Genomic DNA, 22533 nt, shown 5'->3' on the forward strand with positions numbered 1-22533 from the left:
TTGCGCTTTCATAGCAAAGATAGCATGTATTCCATAATTTGTAAATACAAATTAGCAAGTGTGCTCAGTGGCATGCATTGCAAAGGGGAGAGAATGTTCAGTCTATCGCGCACGGAGGGAATCTAGCAGGAAAAAGTACAACTAGTCGAGCGCTAACGGGGAAATTGCAGGTAGCAGTTGGATTAACAACACTTACTTTGTACACTTTCAGCCGATTCCATAGAATCGGCTGAAAGAAGTGCCATTTCCCAACTATTGCTTGAAAGGGGGATGATTCGGTGGGAATAAGTGCCTTTTATCCAACCAGGTTTCCTTGTTGATTGGCTTCTGTGCCCCCTATCCCCCAAGCCCCTGCGAAATCGCAGGGGCTTGTCCGCAACAAGGGCCATTTCAGCATTTCACGGGGCAAAAACTTCCGGGTTATCGCTCGTCCAGGCGCCGATGCAGCCGATCAGGCAGGCTGTGCAGCTTTTCAGCACCCGCCCGCTCCGGCTGTCCTCATACTCTAAGACGATATTGATGCCCTGCCCCCGCCAAGCGAGAATCCGGCCGGAGAAGCCGGGCCATTCACATTCCTCATCCATCGCGGGCTGGCCATATGCTGCCATCGCCTCTACCGGAGAGGAGCTCAATGTAAGGCTCCCGGGAAGCAGCCCGGGATAAGGGGTCTTAATCCGGTCATCCGCTCCGGGCGCGAGGAACTGAACCGAACCGATAATCCATTCTTGCGGGTCCGGATGCTGGAGTCCGGTCAGAGCCTCCAGCTTGGGTCCGCGGTACAGATCCATGCGTAGGGATGATTTCGCAGTCCAGATGATATCGTCGTTGAAATAGCTTTTTGGCGCGGGCAGTCTCCGGACACCGTAAGGCTTCAGCAGGGCCTGGATAGTCTTGGGATCATACGGCTGGCCCAGCATTTCCACCAGTTGCTCGGAGGGTTGCTTCGTAGTCATGCCTGTCCTCTCCTCTTCACTTGTTCTTCTGTAATCCGCTCTTATTATAGCAAAAGCGCACTCCCAGATGAAGCTCAAGGAAGCGCGCTCACTTATAGGTGCCATCCTAACGAAAGCTTAGTTGGCATTGCTGAATTTCAGGCCCTCCTTGCCCAGTTCAAAGCCATATGCCTTGGCCAAAGCCTGAAGCTCACTGTCATCCAGCAGCTTAATCTCCTTAACGGCATTGTCTTTATCTCTGATGACCCGGAAATCAGCCGAGCCGTTCCCGTCATAGTAGAATTTGTTGAATTTGCCTTCATGCTGAAGGTCCGGGTCCATGAACAGGCGGATATGCTTGCCGTTGTACAGGAAGCGGTCCTGGGTCTTGTCATACGTTAAGCCGTAGGCTACGTAATCCTTCAATGCATCGTAATTGAAATCGGTGAGAGCTCCGCTTCCATCCGACGAAGCCGCGGCCGCATCCGGCCCGCTGCTGTCACCAGTCTCCATTGCGCTCATTTGAGCAGCGCTGTCTGGTTGCACACCGCTCACGGCTCCGCTGGATTGTTCTGCGAACGCCGATACCGCTCCGGCCACCAGAATGATTGATATGGCTGCCGTCAATACCGTCATTTTCTGAAGTTTCATGATCGACACGATCCTTTCCTTGGTCGCATTTGTACTGAAGCCTGTATACAGGGGCATGAACCCCCTCTGCTGTTCCGCCACCTCCAAGAGACATAACGCATAATCCGCCTTGTGCTCTGCACCCAGCTTACGGATGACTCTGGCATCACAGACCATCTCCAGCTCCCGGTTCAGATAGAAGACCATCACCCAGACCAGCGGATTGAACCAGTGCAGGCATAGGGCCGCAGACGCAGCCAGCTTCCACACCGTATCGAAATACCGGATATGCATATATTCATGGGTGAGAATATAATCCATGACCGATGCATTCCCGGTATTCAGAGTCCTGGGCAGAATAATCTTCGGACGCCAAATTCCGCACGTAATCGGGGTATTCATCCGGTCAAACATCAAGATGGTAAGCTTACGCCGCAAGGGATGCCGGGCACGCCAGGCCTCGATTACAGGCTCCTGTCTCTGCAGAGGCAGTGCTGTCCGCAGCTCTCTCTTGCTTCTGTAGAAGATCACAGCCAGGGTCATAAGCAACAGCGCCGCACCGCCAAGCCATATGGAACCCAGAAGCTCCGGCTTCAGGAACCGTTGCTCTGAATCCCCGCCGGTAAAAGCCGTGAACGCTATATCCCGGGCGAACATCCCTGTGTGCAAGGCTGAGCGTTCCGGCAACTGCACTACGGCTGCTGTGTGCGTGCTAACCTGATCAATCGCAGCAGCAACCTCTGCCTGAGATGACAGCTGCGGAAGAATCGGCACAGAACCCGGAATCAGCAGTCTGGCGATGACAATGCCCCACAGGACCAGAAAGAGCTGTCTGGGTAATTTGTGCAGGGTCACAGAGCGCAGCGCGATCACAAGAACGATCAGCACGCTTGCTGAGATACTCATCTGTAAGATATCCATCATCCCTCGCCTCAGCGCAAGCTTTCCACGATTTGCCTGAGCTTGTCGATATCGGCTTTGCTGAGGTTCTTCTCATTGAGAAATGCCGAGAAGAACATCTCCGCCGAACCGCCATACATTTTGTTAATCAGCTCTTTGGTCTCATATGTCTGCACCTGCTCTTTGGCAATCAGGGCTGTGCAGACAAAGCCGGGGTCTGTCCGCTCTACAGCATCTTTGGCAATCAGCTTCTTAATCACTGTATAGGTTGTATTTCTGTTCCAGCCTGTCTCCTGATTCAGAATTGCGGCCAGATCCCCTGCGGGCAGCTTGCCTTCCCTCCATAGAATCTCCATGACCTTCAGCTCGGAATCATACAGCTTAATTTCCATGAACCAGCCTCCCTCCTTTTGACTACTGCAGTAGTCATATTCCAATACTACTCCAGTAGTCAACCAATGTCAATTATATCCTTTTGTTTCTTGTTTATTCCATGTCATTAAGCATACAAATAGCTCTGGGCCGTATACATCTCATAATATTTCCCCCGCCGGTTCATCAGTTCTGTGTGCGAGCCCGCTTCACAGATCTCCCCCTGGTCAAATACGTAGATGGTATCGCAGAGCCGGGTCACACCGAGCCGGTGTGAGATCATGATTGTCGTCTTGTTCTCACACAGCGCGGAGAACTCTTCATAGATCTGCGTCTCCACCTTGGGGTCCAGGCTGGCTGTCGGCTCATCCATAATCAGAATTTCGCTGTCCGCGCGGCTGAGCGCTCTGGCAATTGCCAGCCGCTGCCATTGTCCGCCCGACAGCTCCGTATCATTGTTCTCCAGCTGGCCTAGCTGGGTATCCAGGCCTTGCGGCAGCTGATCGATGAAGTCCTCCAGATGGAAGATCCGCAGCGACTCCTTCTGGAACTCTTGTCCGAAATTTCCCGCCCGGATATTATCCGCGACCGAGAACTGGTATTTAATAAAATTCTGAAATACACAGACCGTCTTCCTTCTGAACGAATCTATGACATCGGCTAACGGGTCTCCACCGATCAGCACCTCCCCTGAAGTCGGCTTGTACAAGCCGAGCAGCACATGGATGAAGGTCGTTTTACCGCTGCCGTTTTCGCCCACTAAGGCAATTTTCTCGCCTTTACGGATTGTTAATTCAATATTCTTCAGTGTAAGGCTCCCGCTGCCCGGGTATTTGAAATCCACCTGCTTGAACTGAAGGGTGGAAGCATCCGCAAGCGTCTTATGTCCGCCGCCGGCATCCTCGGGGAGATCCAGGAAATTCAGCATATCTTCCATATACAGCGTGTAATTGTTCATGGAACTGATTTTATTCACCATACTGCTCAGAGCGCCTGTTATGGCCTGCATCGCTGTGATCACCAGCATAAAATCGCCTACACTCATTCTATTCTCTATGACGCCTATGCAGGTGATGAGCAGACAGATTCCCAGCGCAATATTCCGCAAGAGATCAACGAGCGCTCCGCCCAGCGTATAATGCAGCAGCAGCCCGAACTTCTCTCTCCACACCTCGCTTCGGATCTTTTCCGTGCGGTCATTGAAATAATCAATCAATCCGAACATGCGGATCTCCTTGGCATATCTTCGGCTTGTCAGCACATCGTACATATAGTTCAACCGGCGCAGCGGCTTGCTCTGTTCAACCGCCTGGAAGTAGCTCCGCTTGCCCTGTGCATTCATCAGCAGCAAATACGGTATGGTGGCAAGCACCGCAATAACGGGAAAATACAGATTAATCTTCAAAAGCAGCAAGATAAAGGAGAACATGGAGAACACGGGAAGTACGACAGACAAGGAGTTGTTGACGTAGGCCAGAATCCCCTTGTTCACATTGGACTGGACCCGCTCCAGCAGATCATAGACAGCCGGATTCTCTAGCTCTTCCATATCAATAACAGACAGCTTCTTGTTCACCTGTCTGATGAATTCACGGTTAATGTTATATTTCAGACGATTGTTAACATGCGCCGTAATATGCTCTATCCCTTCCAGGACAATCTTCAGCACGGTATATCCGGCGACAAGGATTAACAGCTTGTGTGTTACGGCAGAGGCAGACTGGACGAAGGCGAGGCCATCGATCAGGAGCTTGTAGAGCCAGGCTCCCACCGGGGCCAGCAGTGCACTGAGCGCCATAAGTACCAGTGACAGGTACAAATCTTTGGTGCAGAACAGCCTGACGATCATCTTGAGATTGCGGACATGAACCAGCATTTTCGTTGTCATATGACTTGATCTCCCGTATCATACCATTTGGCCTGATTGCTGAAGAAGCTGTAATATTCACCCTGCAGCTGCATCAGCTCGGCATGGGTGCCCGCTTCCACGATCTCCCCCTGCTTCATAAATACGATCCGGTCGGCGAGCTTGGCAATTCCGATCCGGTGCGAGATGAGCACAACACTTTTGCCGCGAAAATATTTGCCGATATTGCGGAACTGCTGAATCTCCGACAACGCATCCAGGGAAGCAGACGGTTCATCGAAGATAATAAAATCAGCCTCGGGCATGAACGCTCGGCTGATCGCCACCTTCTGCCACTGGCCTTCCGACATCTCAATACCGTCCGCATCGAACTTTTTGCCCAGAATCGTGTCCAGTCCCTTGGGATATTGCTGGATGACCTGGTGAATCTGGCCTTTAACCGTTGCTTCTGTAACTCTGTCGTTGTCGTTGATACCCGCTACATCGCCCAGGCCGACATTATCCCGGACCGAGAATTCGAATTTGGCATAATCCTGAAAAGCTGCGGTTGCTGTCTTACAGTAACTATGGACGCTTCCTTCCGTCGGCTTCAGCAGGCCCGCCATAATTTTGGCCAATGTGCTCTTGCCGCTTCCGTTCTCACCGACCAGCACGATGCTCTCGCCTTTGTCGATGTGCAGATTAATATGTTGTAACACTGCGGGGGCATTGCCGTATGAGAACGAGACATTGTTCAGCTCCATCGCCAGTCTGGCTCTTAATAAGACCGGAGAAGGGTTGTCCGAAGGAACCGCTGTTTGTGTCTGAGGAGTAATCAGTTCTCTGAATTCTTGAATGTAGATCTTATTCTTGCGGGCTTCGGAGAAGAATTCGGCGAAGGAATTGACCCCCTCGATGATCTGACCCTGCCCTTGCGTTAACACGATCAGCTGATCCAGACTCAGCGTTGTCAGCGCCACAGCATAACACATGAACAGCAGTGTGCTATTCTCCAGGCTCAGCATCAGCCCTGACCATATACAGCCAATCACCGTCCATTTCAGGCTGAAGGCCATATTCAGGTCTCTGATCTCATCGAATTTGGAGAGCCGCTTCGCCTCCAGCCATTCAAAAATCCGGAAGCTCCTAATCTCCTTCTGGTTGCTCCGGTCCTGCATCAGTTGGCTCAAGTAGTTCAGCTTCCGGTCCTCATGCTCCTGCCGCTTCGTTACAGCAATATGCTCCTCCGTGTTGCGCTTCACGAAATAGTTATAGAGCAGCCCGAGTACAATAAAGACAGCTGCATACAGAACTCCCAGCCTGACTATAATCAGTGCAGACATGCAGAAGCCCGCAATGGACCCGAGGAAATGGAATACATCGTTAACGGCATTCGTGAGTTTGTACCACAAAGTGTCCTTCGCCCGCTCAATTTGAAGCAGATAATCCGCCTGATCCAGCTTGTCTAACTCGGCCCGGGCAATAGCACCGAACATCTGTCTTTGCAGCAGTGCACCGACCTTATTCTCCAGCAATTCTATGAACAGCAGCGAAAAGGCGTATTGAATATTCTTGAGGGAGTATACGAGGATATAGGCAATAATGAGGATGGCAATAGACATCACCCCGGACGGGTGCCCAAGGCTGACGATGATCCGCCCAAGCAGGAGCAGCTCCAAGGGCTGCAGGGCGTACATTAAGATATAGAGCAGGAGGATAGATACCATGGTTACCGGCTGTTGTCTGAAAAAGATGGACAGAACCCATTTATATTCCTTCAAGCGCTCCCCCTCCCTTTCCTGGAAAAGAACATGATTATAGGAAATAACCATGTTCTTGTCAGTGATATGGAATGTATTAAGTATGCCGCGGATCAGGGTTTACCAGTTTCCGCATTTAAAGTTCTTCTTACAGGAGTAGCTTCCACAGTTGAATGTTTTCGGACAGCTGAAACCATTTGTGCAAGCTGCAGGAGTGATCATTGAATCTGTGCTTGCTTTTTCAATCATAGGTCTGATATAGCTCATATTCTCACCTCCTTTCAAGTCACTGGCTACCGGATTACTGCGGCACCAGAGCCTTTCTGTTCTTCTTCAGCTCAGAGACATAATATTTCGTTCTAACCTTGCAGCAGCCGTCTGTATCCTGAATTGAGCCTCCGTTGGCTACTGCGAGCGCTACGCACCCCTTGCCGCAAGTCCCATTCCATATACAGCTCTGGCACTGGTTCATATAGTTCTGTCCCACCTGCATGAACTTGACGAGATTCACCAGTTGCTGCGACTCAAGCATGGAGGACAGGCTGGTCTCATTGACATTACCGATCGCATACTGGGCGTCCGTGAATAATTGGCAGAGGAACACATTACCGGAGGAATCTATTCTCGGTGTTAACGGAATCCGGTCAGCATCTTCGGTCACTCCATTCAACAACGGGCAGGCTCCCGTAAAATCATCGGGCAGTGTGATCTTCACACCGCTGCTTATAAGCTCCACTACCTCCGGATGCTGCTCCAATGTCTCCACCAGTGCGGATTTCTCCAGAATATCCAGGTACAGATTATTGCGGTTGTCCTCACTCCGGCCCAGGTTACTGAGGCTCGCTATCTCAGCCTGCGGTATCCCAAGCTCAGCGGTCATCTTCAGCAGAGGAACGATGTCATCCTTGTTGAAGCCCGTCAGCACACTGCGGATCAGGATCCGCTCACTCATCCCGGCATCGATTAAATGCTTCAGGCCCCGCATCGTCTGGTTGAAGCTGCCCCGCCCGCATAATTGATCATGAATCTCCGCGCGCGAACCATTCACACTCAGCTGTATGGCAACTTTGCAAGCAGCGAACTTCCCGGCAACCTCGCGGGTAATATAAGTGCCGTTCGTGATGACCAGCACCATGCCGAACTGCTTCTTCTGCAGCGCCTCCATGAAATCCCAGAACAAAGGATGCGAAGTCGGTTCTCCCCCGGAGATGGTAATGCTTGTATCGGGATGATCCGGCAGATCATCAATGATGCTCATGAAGGTAGGCATATCAATCTGATCCTGCAGAACGCCGGATTCGTTATAGCAATGCAGGCAGCGCAGGTTGCAGTTTGAAGTGATCTCCAGATAACAACCGCCTAATCTAAAGCTCTTGGCCGGGGATAACAATTCCACACTAGCACCTCATTTCCTTATTTTCACAAAACCTCTCTGCTCCAGCTCTTCAAATGCGCCAATACAGTCCTTAATAATATCGCTTAACTCAAGCTGGTCCTTCTCCAGACACTGCTCGTGGAGCATACCGGCAACTTCGGATATCGTTCGTCCATTGCAGTGCTCCCACAAATACTTGGCGGTCTGATTCAAGAAGAACATCCCATGATTACGGTCCATCACCAGTGATTCTTCACCAAGATCCTCATGGATAACATTGACTTTGGACAATAACGTACTTGCGTTCATTCACTCACATCCTTACGGGAAATAACAGATGGTTGTTGCTGGATAGCCGCGGCATAACGTGATTTGTTTCACATTTGAATCTATCATTGATCTCTTCCATCTCTTCTGAATTCAATATAACGTATCTCTTCATTTTATGGAATATTATGTATGTTAATGGTATAATAAGGCATGCAAACGCATTCCCTGATCCATTTTACTGCCAATCTATGAGGAATGAAGCCACTTAAAAGGAGAGATAGAATTGTTTCATGTAGGCGTGTGCGATGATGATGCCAAGGTTCTAGGCAAGGTGAAGCAGTACTTCAAGCTGCTGTCGTTGTCGACTAACTATTCATTTGATGTCCACTGCTTCTCTTCCGGCGAACAGCTGCTGCAGGATTACAAAGCTGTGCAGGGAGAATACACCTATCACCTGCTGATTCTGGATGTCGAAATGCCCGGAATCAGCGGAATTGAGACCGCCCAGGCGATCCGCTCTTTGCCCGACCGCGATGTGCAAATTATCTTCCTGAGCAGCTATCCTGAATACATTATGGACAGCTTTGACGTTCAGACCTTCCAATACCTGCTCAAGCCGGTCCCTTATGAATTGTTCCAAGACAAAATACTTAAGCTGTGCAGGTATATTCATTCCAGCCCGAACCGATTCTTCACCATTAAGGTAGAGGATGATCAGGTGGTGCTGCGGCGGCCCGATATTATTGCCATTGTCAAAATCAAGCATTCCCTCGCCCAAAACAAGCTGAAGCTCATCACTGTCTCCCGGGAATACCTCATCAATGGCACCTTGCAGAGCTATGCGGACAAGCTGGGCAATCCGTTCCTGCTGATTCACCGTTCCATTATTGTCAATCTGGAGCATGTCCGCAGATTCAACGCGAACTCTGTGGTCATGTCAAGTGATGAAGAATATCCTATTGGACGTTCCCAGTCGAAGGCCTTCAAGGATGTCTATGCGGGGTATGTGCTGGAAGAAATTCAAGGGAGAGGATAACGATGGTCCTATGGTTCAGGAGGAGGAATGAGGCTGCGCGGCTGGCCGAGGTGAATGTCCGTCTGCACAGACAGCTCGAAGCCCAGGAGCTCAGCTATCAGGATACCTTACATTCCTTCATGGGCATCAAGCGAATCATTCATGATATAAATAAGCAATTGATATACATACGCACCTGTATTGAAGCAGGTCATGCGGCAGAAGGCGCAGCTCATATCAACGGGATTTTGCACCAGATCGAGGCCTCCTGCAACACCATCACTACCGGCAACCTGGCGGTGGATGCCTTGGTCAGTCATGCGCTTAACCTCGCCTCTGACCTGAATATTGCCATGCAGCATAAGGTACAGCTCACCGGTGCACCTGTTAACATTGAACGCTATGATCTGTGCATAGTCCTTGGCAACCTTTTGGATAATGCCATAGATGCTGCAAGACAGGTCCGGCCGGCAGAGAACAGATCCATTCAGCTTCATATCCATTCGAACAACAATGCCCTAGTTATCTATATTGGCAACTCCATGGCCGCTCCCGCCAGCACAGCAGCGCCATGCCGCCGGGCCCATCCGGAGCTGCACGGAATCGGCTTAAGTACTATTCAGCAGGTTACCGGCAAATACGGCGGGCATCTGAGAACGACGGTCAAGCCCGGGAAGTACGAAACGGTTGTTGTTCTGCCTTATGCGAAGATCGGCAGCTAAATACAGATTGCCGTGCAGGCATATGGAACAGGAAGTCCACACCTCAATTTAACTGTTCCTTAGAGCGTAGCCCTTCACGGGAGCTTCTGCCGATCATGAGCTGTACCGCGATCATAAGCACAGTGACCACAGCCAGGCCGGTCAGGGCAAGCCGGAATGAACCCGAGGCATCCAGGATGCGGCCCACCGCCAGCGGACCCAGGGCTCCGAGGATATAACCGCCTCCCTGGCTCAGGGAGGACCAGGCACTCACCTCTTCCGCCCGCTGAGTCATGAGCAGCGGCAGCATGAGCGCCAGCGGGAACAATCCTCCGGCACCGATCCCAAGCAGGATTGCGCTCAGGAACGGTGAACCTGAGCCGAGCAGGAGTAGCAGCCCGCTTAGCTCGAACAGGCTGCACAGCACCAGCCATAAGGTTCGACGCTGGAACCTGGCGACCAGGACAGGCACCAGAATACTCACCGGAATCTGAATCAAGGTGAAGAGTGTGAGCAGGTTGCCCGCATCATGGCGGCTATAGCCCATAGACATGGCTATCGGCGCCAGCCAGGCGGTCAGCGAATAAAAGACACTGGCCATCAGGCCGAAGAATACGGTCAGCAGCCACGCCCGCTTGTTCGCCAAGGGCAGTCTGGCATGCACACTCTGAGCCTCCGGCTGTACAGACGGCTTAGCTGCAATTCTCCACCAGGCAGGAAGAGCTACCAGTGACAATACGGCCCATACCGCCAGCGACAGCTGCCAGGAATTGTCCAGCCAGGTGTACAAGGGGACAGACAGCCCTGCTGCCAGGGATGCTCCCAGCACTAATGCAGCAGAATAGACACTAACCATAGCGGAGCGGCCGGGGAAATAACGCTTGATGAAGCCTGACAGCAGCGGACCGGCAATCCCGATGCCTACGCCTGCTGCGAGCGCCGTGATAATAAGCCCACCCGCCGAGGATAACACTCCGCGTGCGGCAGTGGCCGCCCCGATGAGCACCATGGAGGCAAAGATTGTACGCTCCATACCGAAGCGGCGGCTGATGCCCACGGCAACCGGTGCGAATAAGCCCATACACAGAACAGGCAGCGTAGTCAGAAGGCTGGCGTGCAGACTGCTCATTGCCAGGTCCCCCTGAATATTGCTAAGCAGCGGAGAGACGGACGTAATAACCGGACGCATATTTAATGAGGCAGCCAGTAGGGCGATGAATAATAACAGGAAAGGCAACGATATCAACTCCAAGCCATATAATTTGTGTGTTTCTTGTCTAGCTCGAGTATATATGCGTGCCTTGTATTGTTCAATACTATTATTTCTATTATTATAATAGGATATAACTATGATAATTCTATGAACGGAGTGATTCCATTGGAAACCCGCCATTTGCATTATTTTCTGGCTGTCTGTCAAGAGCTGCATTTCACCCGGGCCGCCGAGAAGCTGGGGATCAGCCAGCCCACGCTAAGCCAGCAGATCAAGGTACTGGAAGGAGAACTGGGACTGCCCCTCTTCGACCGGATCGGCAAAAAAATTGCCCTTACCGAAGCCGGTACTCTCCTGAAGGACTATGCCACCCGGATGATTCACAATGAACGCAGCGCCAAGGCCGCGATTGACGAGCTGCGCATGGATAACCGCGGCACCATCCGGCTAGGGCTGCTGCCTTCCGACCTCGATTACCAGTTAACTCCGCTGCTGGTTAAGTTCCACCAGGATTATCCTAATATCCGGCTTCAGGTGTTCGCCTCGACGATTATCCAGCAGGAAGTACTGGATAACAAGCTGGACATCGGGATCTGCCTCCAGGGGCCGCGCGATGAACTGTTAACCAGGGTTGATCTCGGCTGGGAGCCGTATCATCTGATTGTCCGCGAGGATCACCCTTACGCTGCCAAGAGTCATATCGAGCTGTCTGAGCTTCAGCATCTCCAGCTTGTGATGTACCCGCGGACCTTTATCGGCAGAGAGCTGGTCGAGAATACGTGCCGGGAGGCCGGCTTCGCGCTGGAACCGATCATGGAGACCGGATCGGCCACCTCGCTGATCCGGCTGGTCAAGGCGGGGATTGGCGGTACCGTGCAGCCCGGCAGTCTCATGGACGCGATGAAGGAGAGCGGACTCCGCTCCATTCCCATCCTTGACTCGCCGCCGATCCGCCAGCTCAGCTTAATCTACCGGGCAGACCGTTACATCAGCAAGGCTACCCATACTTTTATCGATGATTTGAGGGAGTTCTGGATGAACCATCTTAAATGAAATATCCAGACATTAGAACGCTGTTCAGCTTGTGTAGGCGTTCAACATTAATCATACAGGTTTTCTATCATCTTCCGGGTCTTCGCCAGCTGCTCCACCGTAAAATCATGCTCGGCTGAAGCATATACGCTAAAAACAATATCGAGTACAAATAATTGGGCGAATCTGGAGCTTGTTGCCGCACTGCGCAGCTTGGCTTCCGGCGCACGGGCTGTAAACAAAGACACATCCGCCAGCTGGGAGAGCTTGTTATTTCCAGGACGCGTGAGACTGATGGTGTTAATGCCCTGCTCCTTGGCCCGTTTAATGAGCTGGATGACCTCACTCGTTTCGCCGCTATACGAGAAGCCCCAGAAGACCGCATTTTCTGACTTCGTGGCCATGGCCGCTGCCAATAAATGACGATCTGAAATAGCGTATACATTTTTCCCAAGCCGGAGCCATTTCTGCGCTGCATCCTCGGCAATAAGAAAAGAGGCGCCGATCCCGTAAACATAAATCACCTCGGCCTGTTGCAGCAGGCTAACGGCCTGCTCAATGGACTGCGCATCCAGTTGGCTGGCCGTATTTTGAAAGGTCAGGATTGTATTCGATAACATTTTGTCAATAATGGAATGCACCGTTTCATTCGATTCAACATCGAAGTATCCCACATAATTCGAGTTCTCTACTTCAGCGGATAAACGGATCTTCAGCGCGGGGAACCCCTCGATGCCCAATGACCGGCAAAAACGGACAACCGCCGCACTGCTCGCCTCCGCTTTGGCTGCTAACTCATGTATGCTCATATGCATCACTTCTTTAGCATTGGCAAGAATGTACTCCGCTACTTTCTTTTCGGATTCCGGCAGTTCATTTAAGACCAGTTCAATTTGAGAAATCATACTTCCTGCTGCCAAGTTCTTAACTCCTCTCCTCAGTCTATTCTCCTTATTGTAACAAAATAGAGGGGAGTAATCATTAAGTAGCAGCGGTGAAGCTAAAGCGTCTTCCCCCTTGGCTGACATAGTCTAATAGAGGAAGGTCCTCTTCTATCACATGACCAATCACATTAACAGCTTCATGCGCCGGCAGGTCTCTTAAGGTGATCTGCAGCTCATGTTCATAACGGCCATACAAATAATTATCGACGGTAATCGTCCCTCTAGGCCGCTTGTTTGTATGCATAGGCGTAATACTTCGGGTCATGCTAAATCGTTCTGAATCTGTCCGTGCCGTCTCGGAGCGAATCACATCACGGGCAGCGTCAAGGCGGTTGCGATGGATCTTATCCCATAAGGCATAAGGCCATTCTTGGGTAACCCGCAAAGGAATAATCCCTTCTTCATACCGCTGAAATTGAATCTGTGAGTCTTCAGAAAGGGTTAAATCGCCTACGAAAATTTTGTCCACTGCACAATCCTGCTCCAATTCCAGGTAGGCTAGAAAAGAGGATTGATTCCGGTGCTTCTCTAAGGTTGGCAAACTTTGAAATAACGGTTTTCTCTTCAGCCCGTCCCCCGGAATAAAGGCCATCGTCGTAATCCCTTCCGCTTGCAGCCACCTATTCTTCGCTATGAACGGTTCTTTATCCAGACCTGTCTCCGGGCGGGGGTAATAATTATGCCAGGCCTCAATGTTCTCAAGACAAATGGAATGCCCTTTCAATGCTGCTAAGAATTCCGGGGTTAAGGTGCTGGCATTTAAGGCGATTCTCATTTTGTTGGAATAGGCGGTCCGCCACAAAAATTGAAATTCCGAGCACTGGAATCACCTCACTCTTTCAGGGTCGCTTAATCCTGTTCTGCCATAGCCTCTTTGGGTGTACCGAAAAGATAAGTAGCGATAAATCCGCCAGCGTAAGCTGCAACTAAGCCTATTACGTATTTCAGCCATAATCCACCCGCAATCAAGGGAATTAACGCAACCCCGGAAGGGCCAATAGCAATGGCTCCAACGTTGCCGAATAAACCAATGACTGCCCCGCCAATCCCGCCGCCGATACAAGCTGTAATAAACGGCCGGCCCAGCGGTAAAGTAACCCCGTAAATCAGGGGCTCGCCGATGCCCAGAATACCGACCGGAAGGGCACCTTTAATCATGTTCGTTAATGATTTATTCTTCTTGCAGCGAATCCATAAGGCGATGGAAGCCCCAACCTGACCCGCACCGGCCATAGCCAGCATCGGAAGCAACAGCGTCATCCCTGAATCATTGATCATCTCAATGTGGATCGGCGTCAATACCTGATGCAGCCCTAACATAACAAGCGGCAGGAACGCTGTTCCTAGTACAAAGCCTGAGAATGCTCCACCCACTTCTAACGTCCAGTTAATCGCTCCGATTAAATTACTGGAGATGAATCCGGCGAACGGCATGATGAAAAAGATGGTAATCAGCCCTACAGCCAGCAAGGCGATTGTAGGGGTAACGATAATATCAACCGCATCAGGAATCACTTTACGCAAATATTTCTCAACGATGGACAGCATCCATACGGCGATGAGAACGCCGATAACCCCGCCTTGACCCGGTGTCAGAGGTGTACCCGTAAATATATTAGAAATCGTAAGGTCCGCTGTAACCCCTGTTAACAGCGTTACGCCGCCGATCACTCCTCCCAGAGAAGGAGTAGCGCCAAATTCCTTGGCTGCATTAATGCCGACATAGATAACCAGGTAGCTAAAAATCGCATTTTTAATTACATTTAATATCGTTACATATTGCTGCCAGGTTGCAGTATCCAGGTTGCCCGCTGTAATATTATTCGATAGAATCGAGCCAATACCCGCAATTAAGCCCGCACCCACGAAGGCAGGAATAAGCGGTATGAAGATACTTCCTATTTTGCGCAAAAAGTTCTTGAACGGCGTGTCATTCTTCTTCTTCAGCTGCGCTTTCATTTGTGCGCCCTTTGCCTGTAATTGTTCAGCCGAAGTTGAACAGTCGCTCTCAGAGCTGCTTTCTTCTAACACTTTACCGAATTCTTCAGCTACCTTGGTTACAACTCCAGGTCCGAGAATGACTTGATAGGTTTCATCATCCACTACTCCCAGAACCCCGTCGATATGCTTCAAGTCTGCTTCAGCGATCCGGCTGCGGTCCACAACGGTTACACGAAGACGAGTCATGCAATGGGTGTACTCAGATACATTCGCACGGCCGCCGATGGCCCCTAATATTTTGACCGCTAAATCATGATATTTACTCATGTTGTTGCCCCCTTCTTCTTATCGTATTATTGAATCGCCTGACGGACGAAGCCTTGAGATTCTTCCAGCCGTTGCACAGCTTCTTCTTTAGTTAGCCCCGTAAGAATCATCACAATAGCAATCTTCGGTTTGCGGCCTGCCCGGTTCAGATAATCCTCTGCCGTGTCCGCATCACAATCTGTTGCATCCATCACAATCCGTTTGGCACGTTCTACGAGCTTTTCATTGGTTAACTGTACATCCACCATTAAATTTCCATATACTTTGCCCGTCCGAATCATGGAAGCGGTTGAAAGCATATTACAGATTAATTTCTGCGAACTCCCTGCCTTCAAACGTGTTGACCCGGTTAACACTTCCGGTCCATTTACGACTTCAATCGCAATCCCGGCGATTCTTCCAATCGCTGAATCTTTGTTGCAGCTCACGGCCACCGTGGGGGTTCCAATAGAATTGGCATATTCTAATCCGCCGATTACATAGGGTGTGCGTCCGCTGGCGGCGATGCCGACGACAACATCTGAGGCTGTCAGCTTAATATCCTGTAGATCCTGCATCCCTAATTGTTCATTGTCCTCTGCACCTTCGACTGCCTTGATAAACGCCCTCTCTCCCCCGGCAATTAGCCCGACTACCTCCTCAGGTGCTGTTCCAAAGGTTGGCGGACATTCAACAGCATCCAGCAGGCCGATACGGCCGCTTGTTCCAGCCCCCATGTAAATTAAACGTCCGCCTTGTTTGATCGCCATTGTAATCACTTCCACGGCTTCGGCAATCTGCGGTATGACTACTTTCACTGCTTGTGCAACCTTGTGGTCTTCTTCATTCATCACTTCCAGAAGTTCAAGCGGTGTTAATTCATCCAGGTTCATTGTCTTCTTATTGCGGGTCTCCGTTGTCAAATGCTCTAACATGATTTCCATCATCCTTTTCCGTTTATGAAATCGCTCTCTAAATGCAGAATAACATTACTGAAATATTATTTCAACATAATTATTATTTAATTAAAATTAAATATCATATAAAGATTAAACGCATAAAAAAACAAACCCCTGCGATGAACACAAGAGTTTGTTTCGCTTATCCTTATATTTCCCCTCTACTCTTCCATCAAACCCCACCCAACAGATAAGTAAAAGATTGCTTCTCCTTCTTACTACCGGTGAACTCAAACCGCAGTTCTGATTCGTCATCACTGCTCCCTGCAAATTGAATCCCATCGTATTTAAATCCTGTCATATCCAGCGGATCAATTCCGAATTCCTTGTAGAGGAGGACCGCCCGGTTAGCGCCGATATCCAGTAGCGTCAGCAAACCTTCCTTGGAAGAACGGGCTATCAGAAAGTTCCCGCCTATGGCTTCGATAGCATAGGTCTCATCTGGCGTTCCTGCCAGCTTCGACAGATTCCAGGTCTGCCTGACAGAGCCATCGGGGGCGATTAGACGGACCGCATGACCATCGTTCATCACGGCGTTACCGCCATACGTCTTCAGATCCTCTGGAGTGAACTGCCAATAGTTCGCTTTGGATTGGCGCAGAATCGCTCCTTTGGCCACAAACAGGTGGTATACCGACAGATTCATTGCAGGTTCACCGTTAGAGTTCTGAATCGTCACAAGGTCCGCATCCTCAGCAATCTTCACCGAGGTAATCTGCGTGCCCGCAATATAATAAGGCTCAAGCTTGCCTGAAGAGACTCCCACAGAGTGAACTGCTCCCGCAGCATCACGTTTGTATAAAGTGCCGTCCACCCCGTTCAAGAAATACGCATTCTTGTGTGTCATACCGTCGCCGACAAATTGAGGATAGCTGATGAACGCTTCACGTTTCTTAGCATTCCAGTCCAGTGATCCGCCAATGGCATCATTCACGAACCGCAAAGGTATGTATAGCTGCTTATTCACCTGCTGGAAGGCTGCGGAATAGGTGATCTGCTTCCCGTTCACAGAGGCATTCCGGCTGCCGATCTTCATGCTGCCTGTCGTGAACAGGTTATTAATGGTGATCATCCTCGTATGTTCATCATAACTAACTGTAGCCCCACTGACATATAGCTTGTCCAGTGAGAGCATCACAGTCCCATTCATCAGTGTGGCTCCTCCTGCGGAGGTGGTGATCGGCAAGTTATTCAGATAGATTTGAATCGCGGGTAACTGGGCGGGTTGGTTGGAACCGGAAGCTGCTGCAGCCGGGGCCGGGGAATGAGTCGCACCCGTGACCAGAACACTAAGACCAATAATCTGCATGATTTTTTTAAAAGTGATCATAAAGCGCCTCCTCCTCCTCTCTCAGAAAATACCATATTTCACATCATAGCATAAAGCGGATGGAACAGCAGAATATTAAATGGTAGACTGAGAAAAAAATGCCCGCCGTTCACCGGATGAATGAATGGCGGGCTTGGGAGAGAGACACAATTGGCAAAATGGGATAATATGCTGGCTATGTTATGGATGCTGCGGGCCGGAAAAAAACTCACTGCCGCACAGATTGCGGACAGTCTGGAGATCAGCGTACGTACCGTGTACCGTTATATAGATGCGCTTGGTGCCAGCGGCGTCCCGGTGGTTGCGGAAGCCGGGCATGACGGCGGAGTGTATATTCTGGACAGCTTCAGCGAGACCCCGCTGTTCTTCAATGCGTTAGAGCTGAAGGCACTGGTAGATGCTTATAAATTCGCGGTAGGCGCAGGTTATCCTTATGCGAAGGAGCTGGAGAGCGCCCTCAAGAAGGTGGAGAACGGACTGCACGAAGAACAGCGCCATGACTTGTCGCTTCAAACAAGCGGCCTCGATGTCATTGCTCCGTCCCGTGCGCCGTCTGTGGTTCCCTTGCTGCGGGAGCTTGAGCAGGCGGTAAAGGACGGACGAACCGTACACCTCACCTACCGCAAGGTGAATTCTGCGCAGGCCGATGAACGTGATGCCGATCCGTATGGCCTGGCTTATGACCGCAGCGAATGGTATGTGGTCGCGTTCTGCCACCAGTCCAGGGCCATGCGGACCTTCCGTGTGGACCGCATTGCCGCGCTGGAGCTGACAGAGAACTGCTTCGAGCGGCCGGAGCAGTTCTCTGTGTCAGATTACTTCCGCAGCCAGGCGGAAGAGGAGCGGGAAGAAGACGGCCCCCTTGCGGTTATCCGCATCGAAGGGGAGCCGGATACGCTGAACAAGCTGTGCAGCAATTGGCATCTGCGTCACTATTTGACGGAACGGACCGACCGGGAGGCACGGTTCCTGCTCGATGTTCCGTCCATGAACAAGTACCTCCCCAAGTATCTGCTGTCGTTCGGTACAGCGATCCGTATCCGGGAGCCGCTTGAGCTGAAGCTTCTGATCCAGGACAGAGTCCGTGAGATCAGCAGGCACTACATGGACGATGCGGGCTATTAAAAAGAAGAGGAGAATGTACCGATCAACTCCGTGTCTATACCTTAAATAACACAATAATTTCGGTAATCAGAATGAGTCCGGCAGCTGACAGGCCCAGCGAATTAATCACAGTCAGCGCATCCGGGTAGTTCTCCTTACGGAACTGGGAGCAGAGCGAGACCGTCCATAACACGCTGAAAAAAAGTCCGGTGCTTCCGCAGCCCCTCTCGTTCAGAAGCTGCCTTCTGCGCCGGAAGAATCTGCCGAGCCCGGCAAAGGTAAGCACCATATAAAGGATAAGCTCAGCGGATGAAATCACGATCACCTCACCTGCAGATAAGAGATGCATTAATGCATACTGAAGGCTAAAACCGGTAAAGACAAGCATGTTAAAGGACATCTTGTGTGTACTCAAAGCCATCTTCCTCCCTTTGCGTATAAATGTAAACGATCAGTAGATAACGCTTACATTATAATTGTAATCGTTTTCCTATTCTGTGATTTATGACGCTTCCGGCCTATAGGAAGATATGCTTTGCAGGTCTTTCAGCCCTGGGCATGCACGCCAAGAAACCGGGCTGCTTCGAGAACAGCCCGGTTTCTTCACTATATTACGCTCATTCTTGCTTCAAGCTCATAAAGCTTCCAGATAATCTGTCACTGCCTGTGTTCGCTTGTCCCCGTTCTGCTCAACCAGCAGCAGGAAATCATCCAGCTGGGTCAACAGCCTGCTGCCCTCAATCTGTTCCGGGCCTGCTTCGGATAGAGAATTCTCATACGCGATCGCTGCCTTTTCCAGCATGATCTGTGTCTTCTTGTCGAACAACGGAGTCTTCGGTGTGCCGTTGAAAACAATCCTCTTCGCCCGTTCCAGAGCTTCTGTCATTGCGGCAGCACGGTTAGAGGTCTTATACGTCTGCACAAAGGACTCGACCTGCACAGCCCGCTCCAACACCTGATACCAGTCTACCTGTAACCTCCCGCCAGCTACTGTCGGCTGCTCCGACTCTACGGCCATCAGGTCAATATAGACCTGCAAGTCTTTGCTGACGTACGGCTTGAAGACTTTGAAGCTCTTGTAAGGAATGGCAGGAACAAATTCGTCATCCAGCGCCAGCTTGTAGCCCATACCCTCCAGATCCTGGAGGACTATACGGACCTCCGCCTGTCTCACCTTGGAGCGTGCGAGCGCCATTGGCATGCCGGGAGTATATATATTCTTGATATTCAGTTGAACAACAGGCGCGCTTAGACGTTTGGTTGCAGTAGGCAGGTAAGCCTTCAGTGCATTCTCCAAATGCAGCACTGCTAGATTCGCCTCTGTCTGCGTCATCTGACTGATCCGGTTAACCAGCGTAGCTTGGGCCAGGCCAAGGGAAGACGGCTTCTGCAGTCTCTGTTCGAATAAGCTGAAGGCTGGTGTAGGCTTCGCTGCCGCTGCCTCGATCTTCTGCGGGAAAGCGCCAAGAACGGTAATTCCGGTACCCGTGAACAATACTGCAGATGCAAGTGCGGCTGCCAGGTTTTTGGTTAATCTCTTCGGCCTCATAGGCACACCCCTTCAATAAATAGACGTAGTGCTTATATTTTACCATACATTAACATACCGTTCACGTTCATAGACAGCCTGAATATACGCTCCCATAATGAGAGTATACAATATTGCTTGATGAACTGGAGACTACATCAATGAATCAATCCAAACCTTTAACAACACGCCGTCTGCACTTCCGCCTCCTGAATCTGGAGGACACCGATGCGGTCTACAAGCAATTCTCGGACCCTGACATGTGCAGGTACTTCAGTGAACCGCCGTGCGATTATAACGAAGCTATCGAGATCATTCAGCACTATGCCCAGCCTGAAGGCAAAGGCCACCACCGCTACGGAATGTTTGACCGGGAGACCGGTGTCTTCATTGGCACCTGCGGCAATCATTACTGGGACCCGGAGCGGAAGCAGGTGGAGATCGGTTATGACATCTGGAAGGACTATTGGGGACAAGGTTATATGTCGGAGGCCCTGCCCGTACTGCTCGACACGTGCTTCACCCGCCTTGATGTGGACTCTATCTATATCCTGACCCATCCGCACAACGCTGCGTCGATGGCCACTGTGCGCAAGTTTGGATTTCAAGTGTGTGAGCCGTGCCGGGAAGTGGAGGAAGAACCTCAGGTCTGCATGAAGCTGATGCGCAGCAGATAGATCGGCTTCACAATGATGAATCAGGATGAAACGTTACTCCCGCTGCGTTCAGCTTATCCAGATAATCTGTCATTTGATACGACATATACAGCCTTAGCACCTGATCGATCTGGCTCAAGTCAAGCTGAATCAGCTCGTCAATCTGGCGTAAGCGGTAACGGAGGGTGTTGCGGTGGACGAATAGTTCATCGGCGGTCTTTTGCAGCTGACGGTTGTTCTTCAAATAGCTATAGAGGGTATGGTACAGGTCGGCATGATGCTTCTCATCGAATTCACGCAGGACCGTAAGTGCCGGATGGCTGACCTCCCGGGAATCGCGCTGCGCATACGGGGACAACAGGTCATATAGCAGCACATCAGCGTACAACACGCGCGGCTCGTGAGGCCAGACCATCCGCCCAATCTCCAGGGCCTTGAGCGCTTGCAGATAATATTTGCGGCAGTCCGTGAGGTCTGTGAATTCCCGGCTGATCCCCAGGCGGATCTGATGGGTGACCAGGAATTCCCGCAAGCCAGGTTCATCCCCTCTTGACCTGGACGCCACAGCGTCCCCTTCGCAGACCCCCACCATATGCTCATGGTAAAAGATCAGGCGTTCCTCCCTGAAGTACTGGTGCAGCTGATCCCTCAGATATCCGTTGTATTTGCTTGCCGCCTCATATCCCGCCAGATCCAGCACCAGCACGGACAGTCTGCCTTTCGGAAGAAGCTTGCCGCTCCGCAGTCTCTCCTGGACCAGCATCTGCCCGCTCTCCTCATTCTCTAACAGCCCATAGATCAGTTCTTCATATTCAGCCTGGCCGGAATTCCGGTAAAAGCTGTTCTTCGCCATTTCCGCTGCCACCAGCTCTGCTGTAAATCCGGCCAGGTCATGGTCCTTCTGGTGAATCGGGCGTGTGCTGCCCAGCACAATCACATTGCCGACAGGCTTGCTGCCGATCCTGACCTTAGCAACCAGCTTGGTCACCTGGCTTCCGCTGCATTCCACTTCGTAAGCCTCCAGCGACTCTATGCCGGTCTGCACGCATTTCATCTGATGGACGGCGGCTATGAAGTCATAGGAACAATAGCCTTTGTGCAGATTATCGCTCCAGATAGGATCGGTAACCCCGCCACAGTCCGAAGAAGCCAGAATCCTGTAGCTTCCATCGATGATAATCACCGGATTGCCCAGCAGCTCCGCCGCTGCCGAGACGATAGCATCCAGACCTTTGCCGGCGACACAGGCCTCAAGCATTCTGCCCTTGGCCTGCTCCCGTTCAGCCTCTTTCAGGAACAGCGCCCGGGTCTGATTATAAATCTCGAATACATCCGCTTCTGCCTTGAACTCAATACGGTTCTGTCCGCTGTACCTCTGCTGAAGCGGCCCGCCAGGCTCCACAGCGTCATTGATCAGCATCAGGCTGGCCTGCTCCCACCCTTCTGCGTGATCCGGCAATCTGGAGCGGTGGCCCACATAGATCCATTCAGGTGCAAAATGAGTCAGGCTCTTCGTAATCAGCATCGTATCCGCATACTCTGTTGTTAACGTTTGGTTCCACTGGATATGTACGGCTTGCCTGGTAAAATGTCTGCTAATCTGTTCAAAGGTAACACTCATCGCTCTCACCCACTGCTTATTATAGTGCGCCGCGCACAAATTTCCCATTTATTTTTATATTTACCATATATATAATCACTGGAAGGGTCATGTTACAT

The 22533-nt window shown here is 51.0% G+C and carries 21 protein-coding genes; 5 read left to right on the forward strand and 16 right to left on the reverse strand.

What is annotated here, in order from left to right; translation table 11 throughout:
* Nucleotides 1-398: 398 nt before the first annotated feature.
* The 7 genes from MHH28_RS09720 to MHH28_RS09750 all read right to left on the reverse strand — a co-directional run bounded on the left by MHH28_RS09720 (nucleotide 399) and on the right by MHH28_RS09750 (nucleotide 8124).
* The gene (locus MHH28_RS09720; RefSeq protein ID WP_405114320.1) at nucleotides 399-953 is read right to left on the reverse strand and encodes a hypothetical protein; all 555 of its coding nucleotides are present in this window, start codon (nucleotides 951-953) and stop codon (nucleotides 399-401) included.
* Nucleotides 954-1070: 117 nt separating this feature from the next.
* A complete protein-coding gene (locus MHH28_RS09725; protein ID WP_405114322.1) occupies nucleotides 1071-2486 on the reverse strand; it encodes a M56 family metallopeptidase in 1416 nt (471 codons plus the stop codon).
* 8 nt (nucleotides 2487-2494) lie between these two features.
* Nucleotides 2495-2854, reverse strand: coding sequence for a BlaI/MecI/CopY family transcriptional regulator (locus MHH28_RS09730; protein ID WP_405114324.1), 360 nt, complete (start codon nucleotides 2852-2854; stop codon nucleotides 2495-2497).
* A 107-nt stretch (nucleotides 2855-2961) separates the two neighbouring features.
* Nucleotides 2962-4722, reverse strand: a complete 1761-nt coding sequence (locus MHH28_RS09735; RefSeq protein ID WP_405114326.1) for an ABC transporter ATP-binding protein — start codon at nucleotides 4720-4722, stop codon at nucleotides 2962-2964.
* Entirely contained in the window at nucleotides 4719-6461 is a 1743-nt protein-coding gene (locus MHH28_RS09740) for an ABC transporter ATP-binding protein (protein WP_405114328.1), read from the reverse strand. The genes MHH28_RS09735 and MHH28_RS09740 overlap by 4 nt, the downstream gene beginning before the upstream one ends.
* 280 nt (nucleotides 6462-6741) lie before the next feature.
* A complete protein-coding gene (locus MHH28_RS09745) occupies nucleotides 6742-7836 on the reverse strand; it encodes a radical SAM protein (RefSeq protein ID WP_405114330.1) in 1095 nt (364 codons plus the stop codon).
* Between the two features lie 9 nt (nucleotides 7837-7845).
* Entirely contained in the window at nucleotides 7846-8124 is a 279-nt protein-coding gene (locus MHH28_RS09750) for a PqqD family protein (RefSeq protein WP_405114332.1), read from the reverse strand.
* Between the two features lie 244 nt (nucleotides 8125-8368).
* Here MHH28_RS09750 and MHH28_RS09755 point away from each other — a divergent pair, with 244 nt between their 5' ends.
* Nucleotides 8369-9121: a LytR/AlgR family response regulator transcription factor gene (locus MHH28_RS09755; RefSeq protein WP_405114335.1), complete on the forward strand. Its 753-nt coding sequence runs from the start codon at nucleotides 8369-8371 to the stop codon at nucleotides 9119-9121.
* Nucleotides 9122-9123: 2 nt separating this feature from the next.
* Complete coding sequence (locus tag MHH28_RS09760; RefSeq protein WP_405114337.1) at nucleotides 9124-9822, forward strand: ATP-binding protein; 699 nt, start codon at nucleotides 9124-9126, stop codon at nucleotides 9820-9822.
* A 43-nt stretch (nucleotides 9823-9865) separates the two neighbouring features.
* On the opposite strand, the gene MHH28_RS09765 is transcribed toward MHH28_RS09760, so the two are convergent.
* Nucleotides 9866-11053, reverse strand: a complete 1188-nt coding sequence (locus MHH28_RS09765) for a CynX/NimT family MFS transporter (protein ID WP_405114339.1) — start codon at nucleotides 11051-11053, stop codon at nucleotides 9866-9868.
* A gap of 126 nt (nucleotides 11054-11179) precedes the next feature.
* Between MHH28_RS09765 and MHH28_RS09770 the strand changes: the two genes are divergently transcribed.
* Nucleotides 11180-12067 carry a LysR family transcriptional regulator gene (locus tag MHH28_RS09770; RefSeq protein ID WP_405114341.1) on the forward strand — a complete coding sequence of 296 codons (888 nt, stop codon included), beginning with the start codon at nucleotides 11180-11182 and terminating at the stop codon, nucleotides 12065-12067.
* A gap of 47 nt (nucleotides 12068-12114) precedes the next feature.
* Here the strand turns inward: MHH28_RS09770 and MHH28_RS09775 are convergent, their stop codons facing one another.
* The 5 genes from MHH28_RS09775 to MHH28_RS09795 form a co-directional block, all read right to left on the reverse strand.
* A complete protein-coding gene (locus MHH28_RS09775) occupies nucleotides 12115-12966 on the reverse strand; it encodes a MurR/RpiR family transcriptional regulator (RefSeq protein WP_405114343.1) in 852 nt (283 codons plus the stop codon).
* A gap of 61 nt (nucleotides 12967-13027) precedes the next feature.
* Nucleotides 13028-13765, reverse strand: coding sequence for a MupG family TIM beta-alpha barrel fold protein (locus MHH28_RS09780; RefSeq protein ID WP_405114345.1), 738 nt, complete (start codon nucleotides 13763-13765; stop codon nucleotides 13028-13030).
* Between the two features lie 74 nt (nucleotides 13766-13839).
* A complete protein-coding gene (locus MHH28_RS09785) occupies nucleotides 13840-15258 on the reverse strand; it encodes a PTS transporter subunit EIIC (protein ID WP_405114348.1) in 1419 nt (472 codons plus the stop codon).
* 26 nt (nucleotides 15259-15284) lie between these two features.
* A complete protein-coding gene (gene murQ / locus MHH28_RS09790; RefSeq protein WP_405116976.1) occupies nucleotides 15285-16172 on the reverse strand; it encodes an N-acetylmuramic acid 6-phosphate etherase in 888 nt (295 codons plus the stop codon).
* A gap of 196 nt (nucleotides 16173-16368) precedes the next feature.
* Entirely contained in the window at nucleotides 16369-17526 is a 1158-nt protein-coding gene (locus MHH28_RS09795; RefSeq protein WP_405114350.1) for a copper amine oxidase N-terminal domain-containing protein, read from the reverse strand.
* Nucleotides 17527-17676: 150 nt separating this feature from the next.
* Here MHH28_RS09795 and MHH28_RS09800 point away from each other — a divergent pair, with 150 nt between their 5' ends.
* Nucleotides 17677-18651 (forward strand): helix-turn-helix transcriptional regulator, encoded by a 975-nt coding sequence (locus tag MHH28_RS09800; protein WP_405114352.1) that lies wholly within the window; start codon nucleotides 17677-17679, stop codon nucleotides 18649-18651.
* Between the two features lie 34 nt (nucleotides 18652-18685).
* Here MHH28_RS09800 and MHH28_RS09805 read toward each other — a convergent pair whose 3' ends face one another.
* Entirely contained in the window at nucleotides 18686-19045 is a 360-nt protein-coding gene (locus MHH28_RS09805; protein WP_405114354.1) for a hypothetical protein, read from the reverse strand.
* Between the two features lie 219 nt (nucleotides 19046-19264).
* Nucleotides 19265-20179: a hypothetical protein gene (locus MHH28_RS09810; RefSeq protein WP_405114357.1), complete on the reverse strand. Its 915-nt coding sequence runs from the start codon at nucleotides 20177-20179 to the stop codon at nucleotides 19265-19267.
* 140 nt (nucleotides 20180-20319) lie between these two features.
* Here MHH28_RS09810 and MHH28_RS09815 point away from each other — a divergent pair, with 140 nt between their 5' ends.
* Nucleotides 20320-20835, forward strand: a complete 516-nt coding sequence (locus MHH28_RS09815; RefSeq protein WP_405114360.1) for a GNAT family N-acetyltransferase — start codon at nucleotides 20320-20322, stop codon at nucleotides 20833-20835.
* A 7-nt stretch (nucleotides 20836-20842) separates the two neighbouring features.
* Here MHH28_RS09815 and MHH28_RS09820 read toward each other — a convergent pair whose 3' ends face one another.
* Nucleotides 20843-22435, reverse strand: coding sequence for a PucR family transcriptional regulator (locus MHH28_RS09820; protein ID WP_405114362.1), 1593 nt, complete (start codon nucleotides 22433-22435; stop codon nucleotides 20843-20845).
* Nucleotides 22436-22533: the final 98 nt, after the last annotated feature.

It is taken from the genome of Paenibacillus sp. FSL K6-1217 (assembly GCF_045040735.1).
In the GTDB taxonomy this organism is placed as follows: Bacteria; Bacillota; Bacilli; order Paenibacillales; family Paenibacillaceae; genus Paenibacillus_AQ.

Coding starts and splice junctions, on each gene's coding strand:
- MHH28_RS09735 (WP_405114326.1), bottom strand. CDS start 4,722: ATGACAACGAAAATGCTGGTTCATGTCCGCAATCTCAAGATGATCGTC.
- MHH28_RS09810 (WP_405114357.1), bottom strand. CDS start 20,179: ATGAGGCCGAAGAGATTAACCAAAAACCTGGCAGCCGCACTTGCATCT.
- MHH28_RS09725 (WP_405114322.1), bottom strand. CDS start 2,486: ATGATGGATATCTTACAGATGAGTATCTCAGCAAGCGTGCTGATCGTT.
- MHH28_RS09820 (WP_405114362.1), bottom strand. CDS start 22,435: ATGAGTGTTACCTTTGAACAGATTAGCAGACATTTTACCAGGCAAGCC.
- MHH28_RS09785 (WP_405114348.1), bottom strand. CDS start 15,258: ATGAGTAAATATCATGATTTAGCGGTCAAAATATTAGGGGCCATCGGC.
- MHH28_RS09760 (WP_405114337.1), top strand. CDS start 9,124: ATGGTCCTATGGTTCAGGAGGAGGAATGAGGCTGCGCGGCTGGCCGAG.
- MHH28_RS09780 (WP_405114345.1), bottom strand. CDS start 13,765: ATGAGAATCGCCTTAAATGCCAGCACCTTAACCCCGGAATTCTTAGCA.
- MHH28_RS09795 (WP_405114350.1), bottom strand. CDS start 17,526: ATGATCACTTTTAAAAAAATCATGCAGATTATTGGTCTTAGTGTTCTG.
- MHH28_RS09815 (WP_405114360.1), top strand. CDS start 20,320: ATGAATCAATCCAAACCTTTAACAACACGCCGTCTGCACTTCCGCCTC.
- MHH28_RS09720 (WP_405114320.1), bottom strand. CDS start 953: ATGACTACGAAGCAACCCTCCGAGCAACTGGTGGAAATGCTGGGCCAG.
- murQ (WP_405116976.1), bottom strand. CDS start 16,172: ATGTTAGAGCATTTGACAACGGAGACCCGCAATAAGAAGACAATGAAC.
- MHH28_RS09750 (WP_405114332.1), bottom strand. CDS start 8,124: ATGAACGCAAGTACGTTATTGTCCAAAGTCAATGTTATCCATGAGGAT.
- MHH28_RS09730 (WP_405114324.1), bottom strand. CDS start 2,854: ATGGAAATTAAGCTGTATGATTCCGAGCTGAAGGTCATGGAGATTCTA.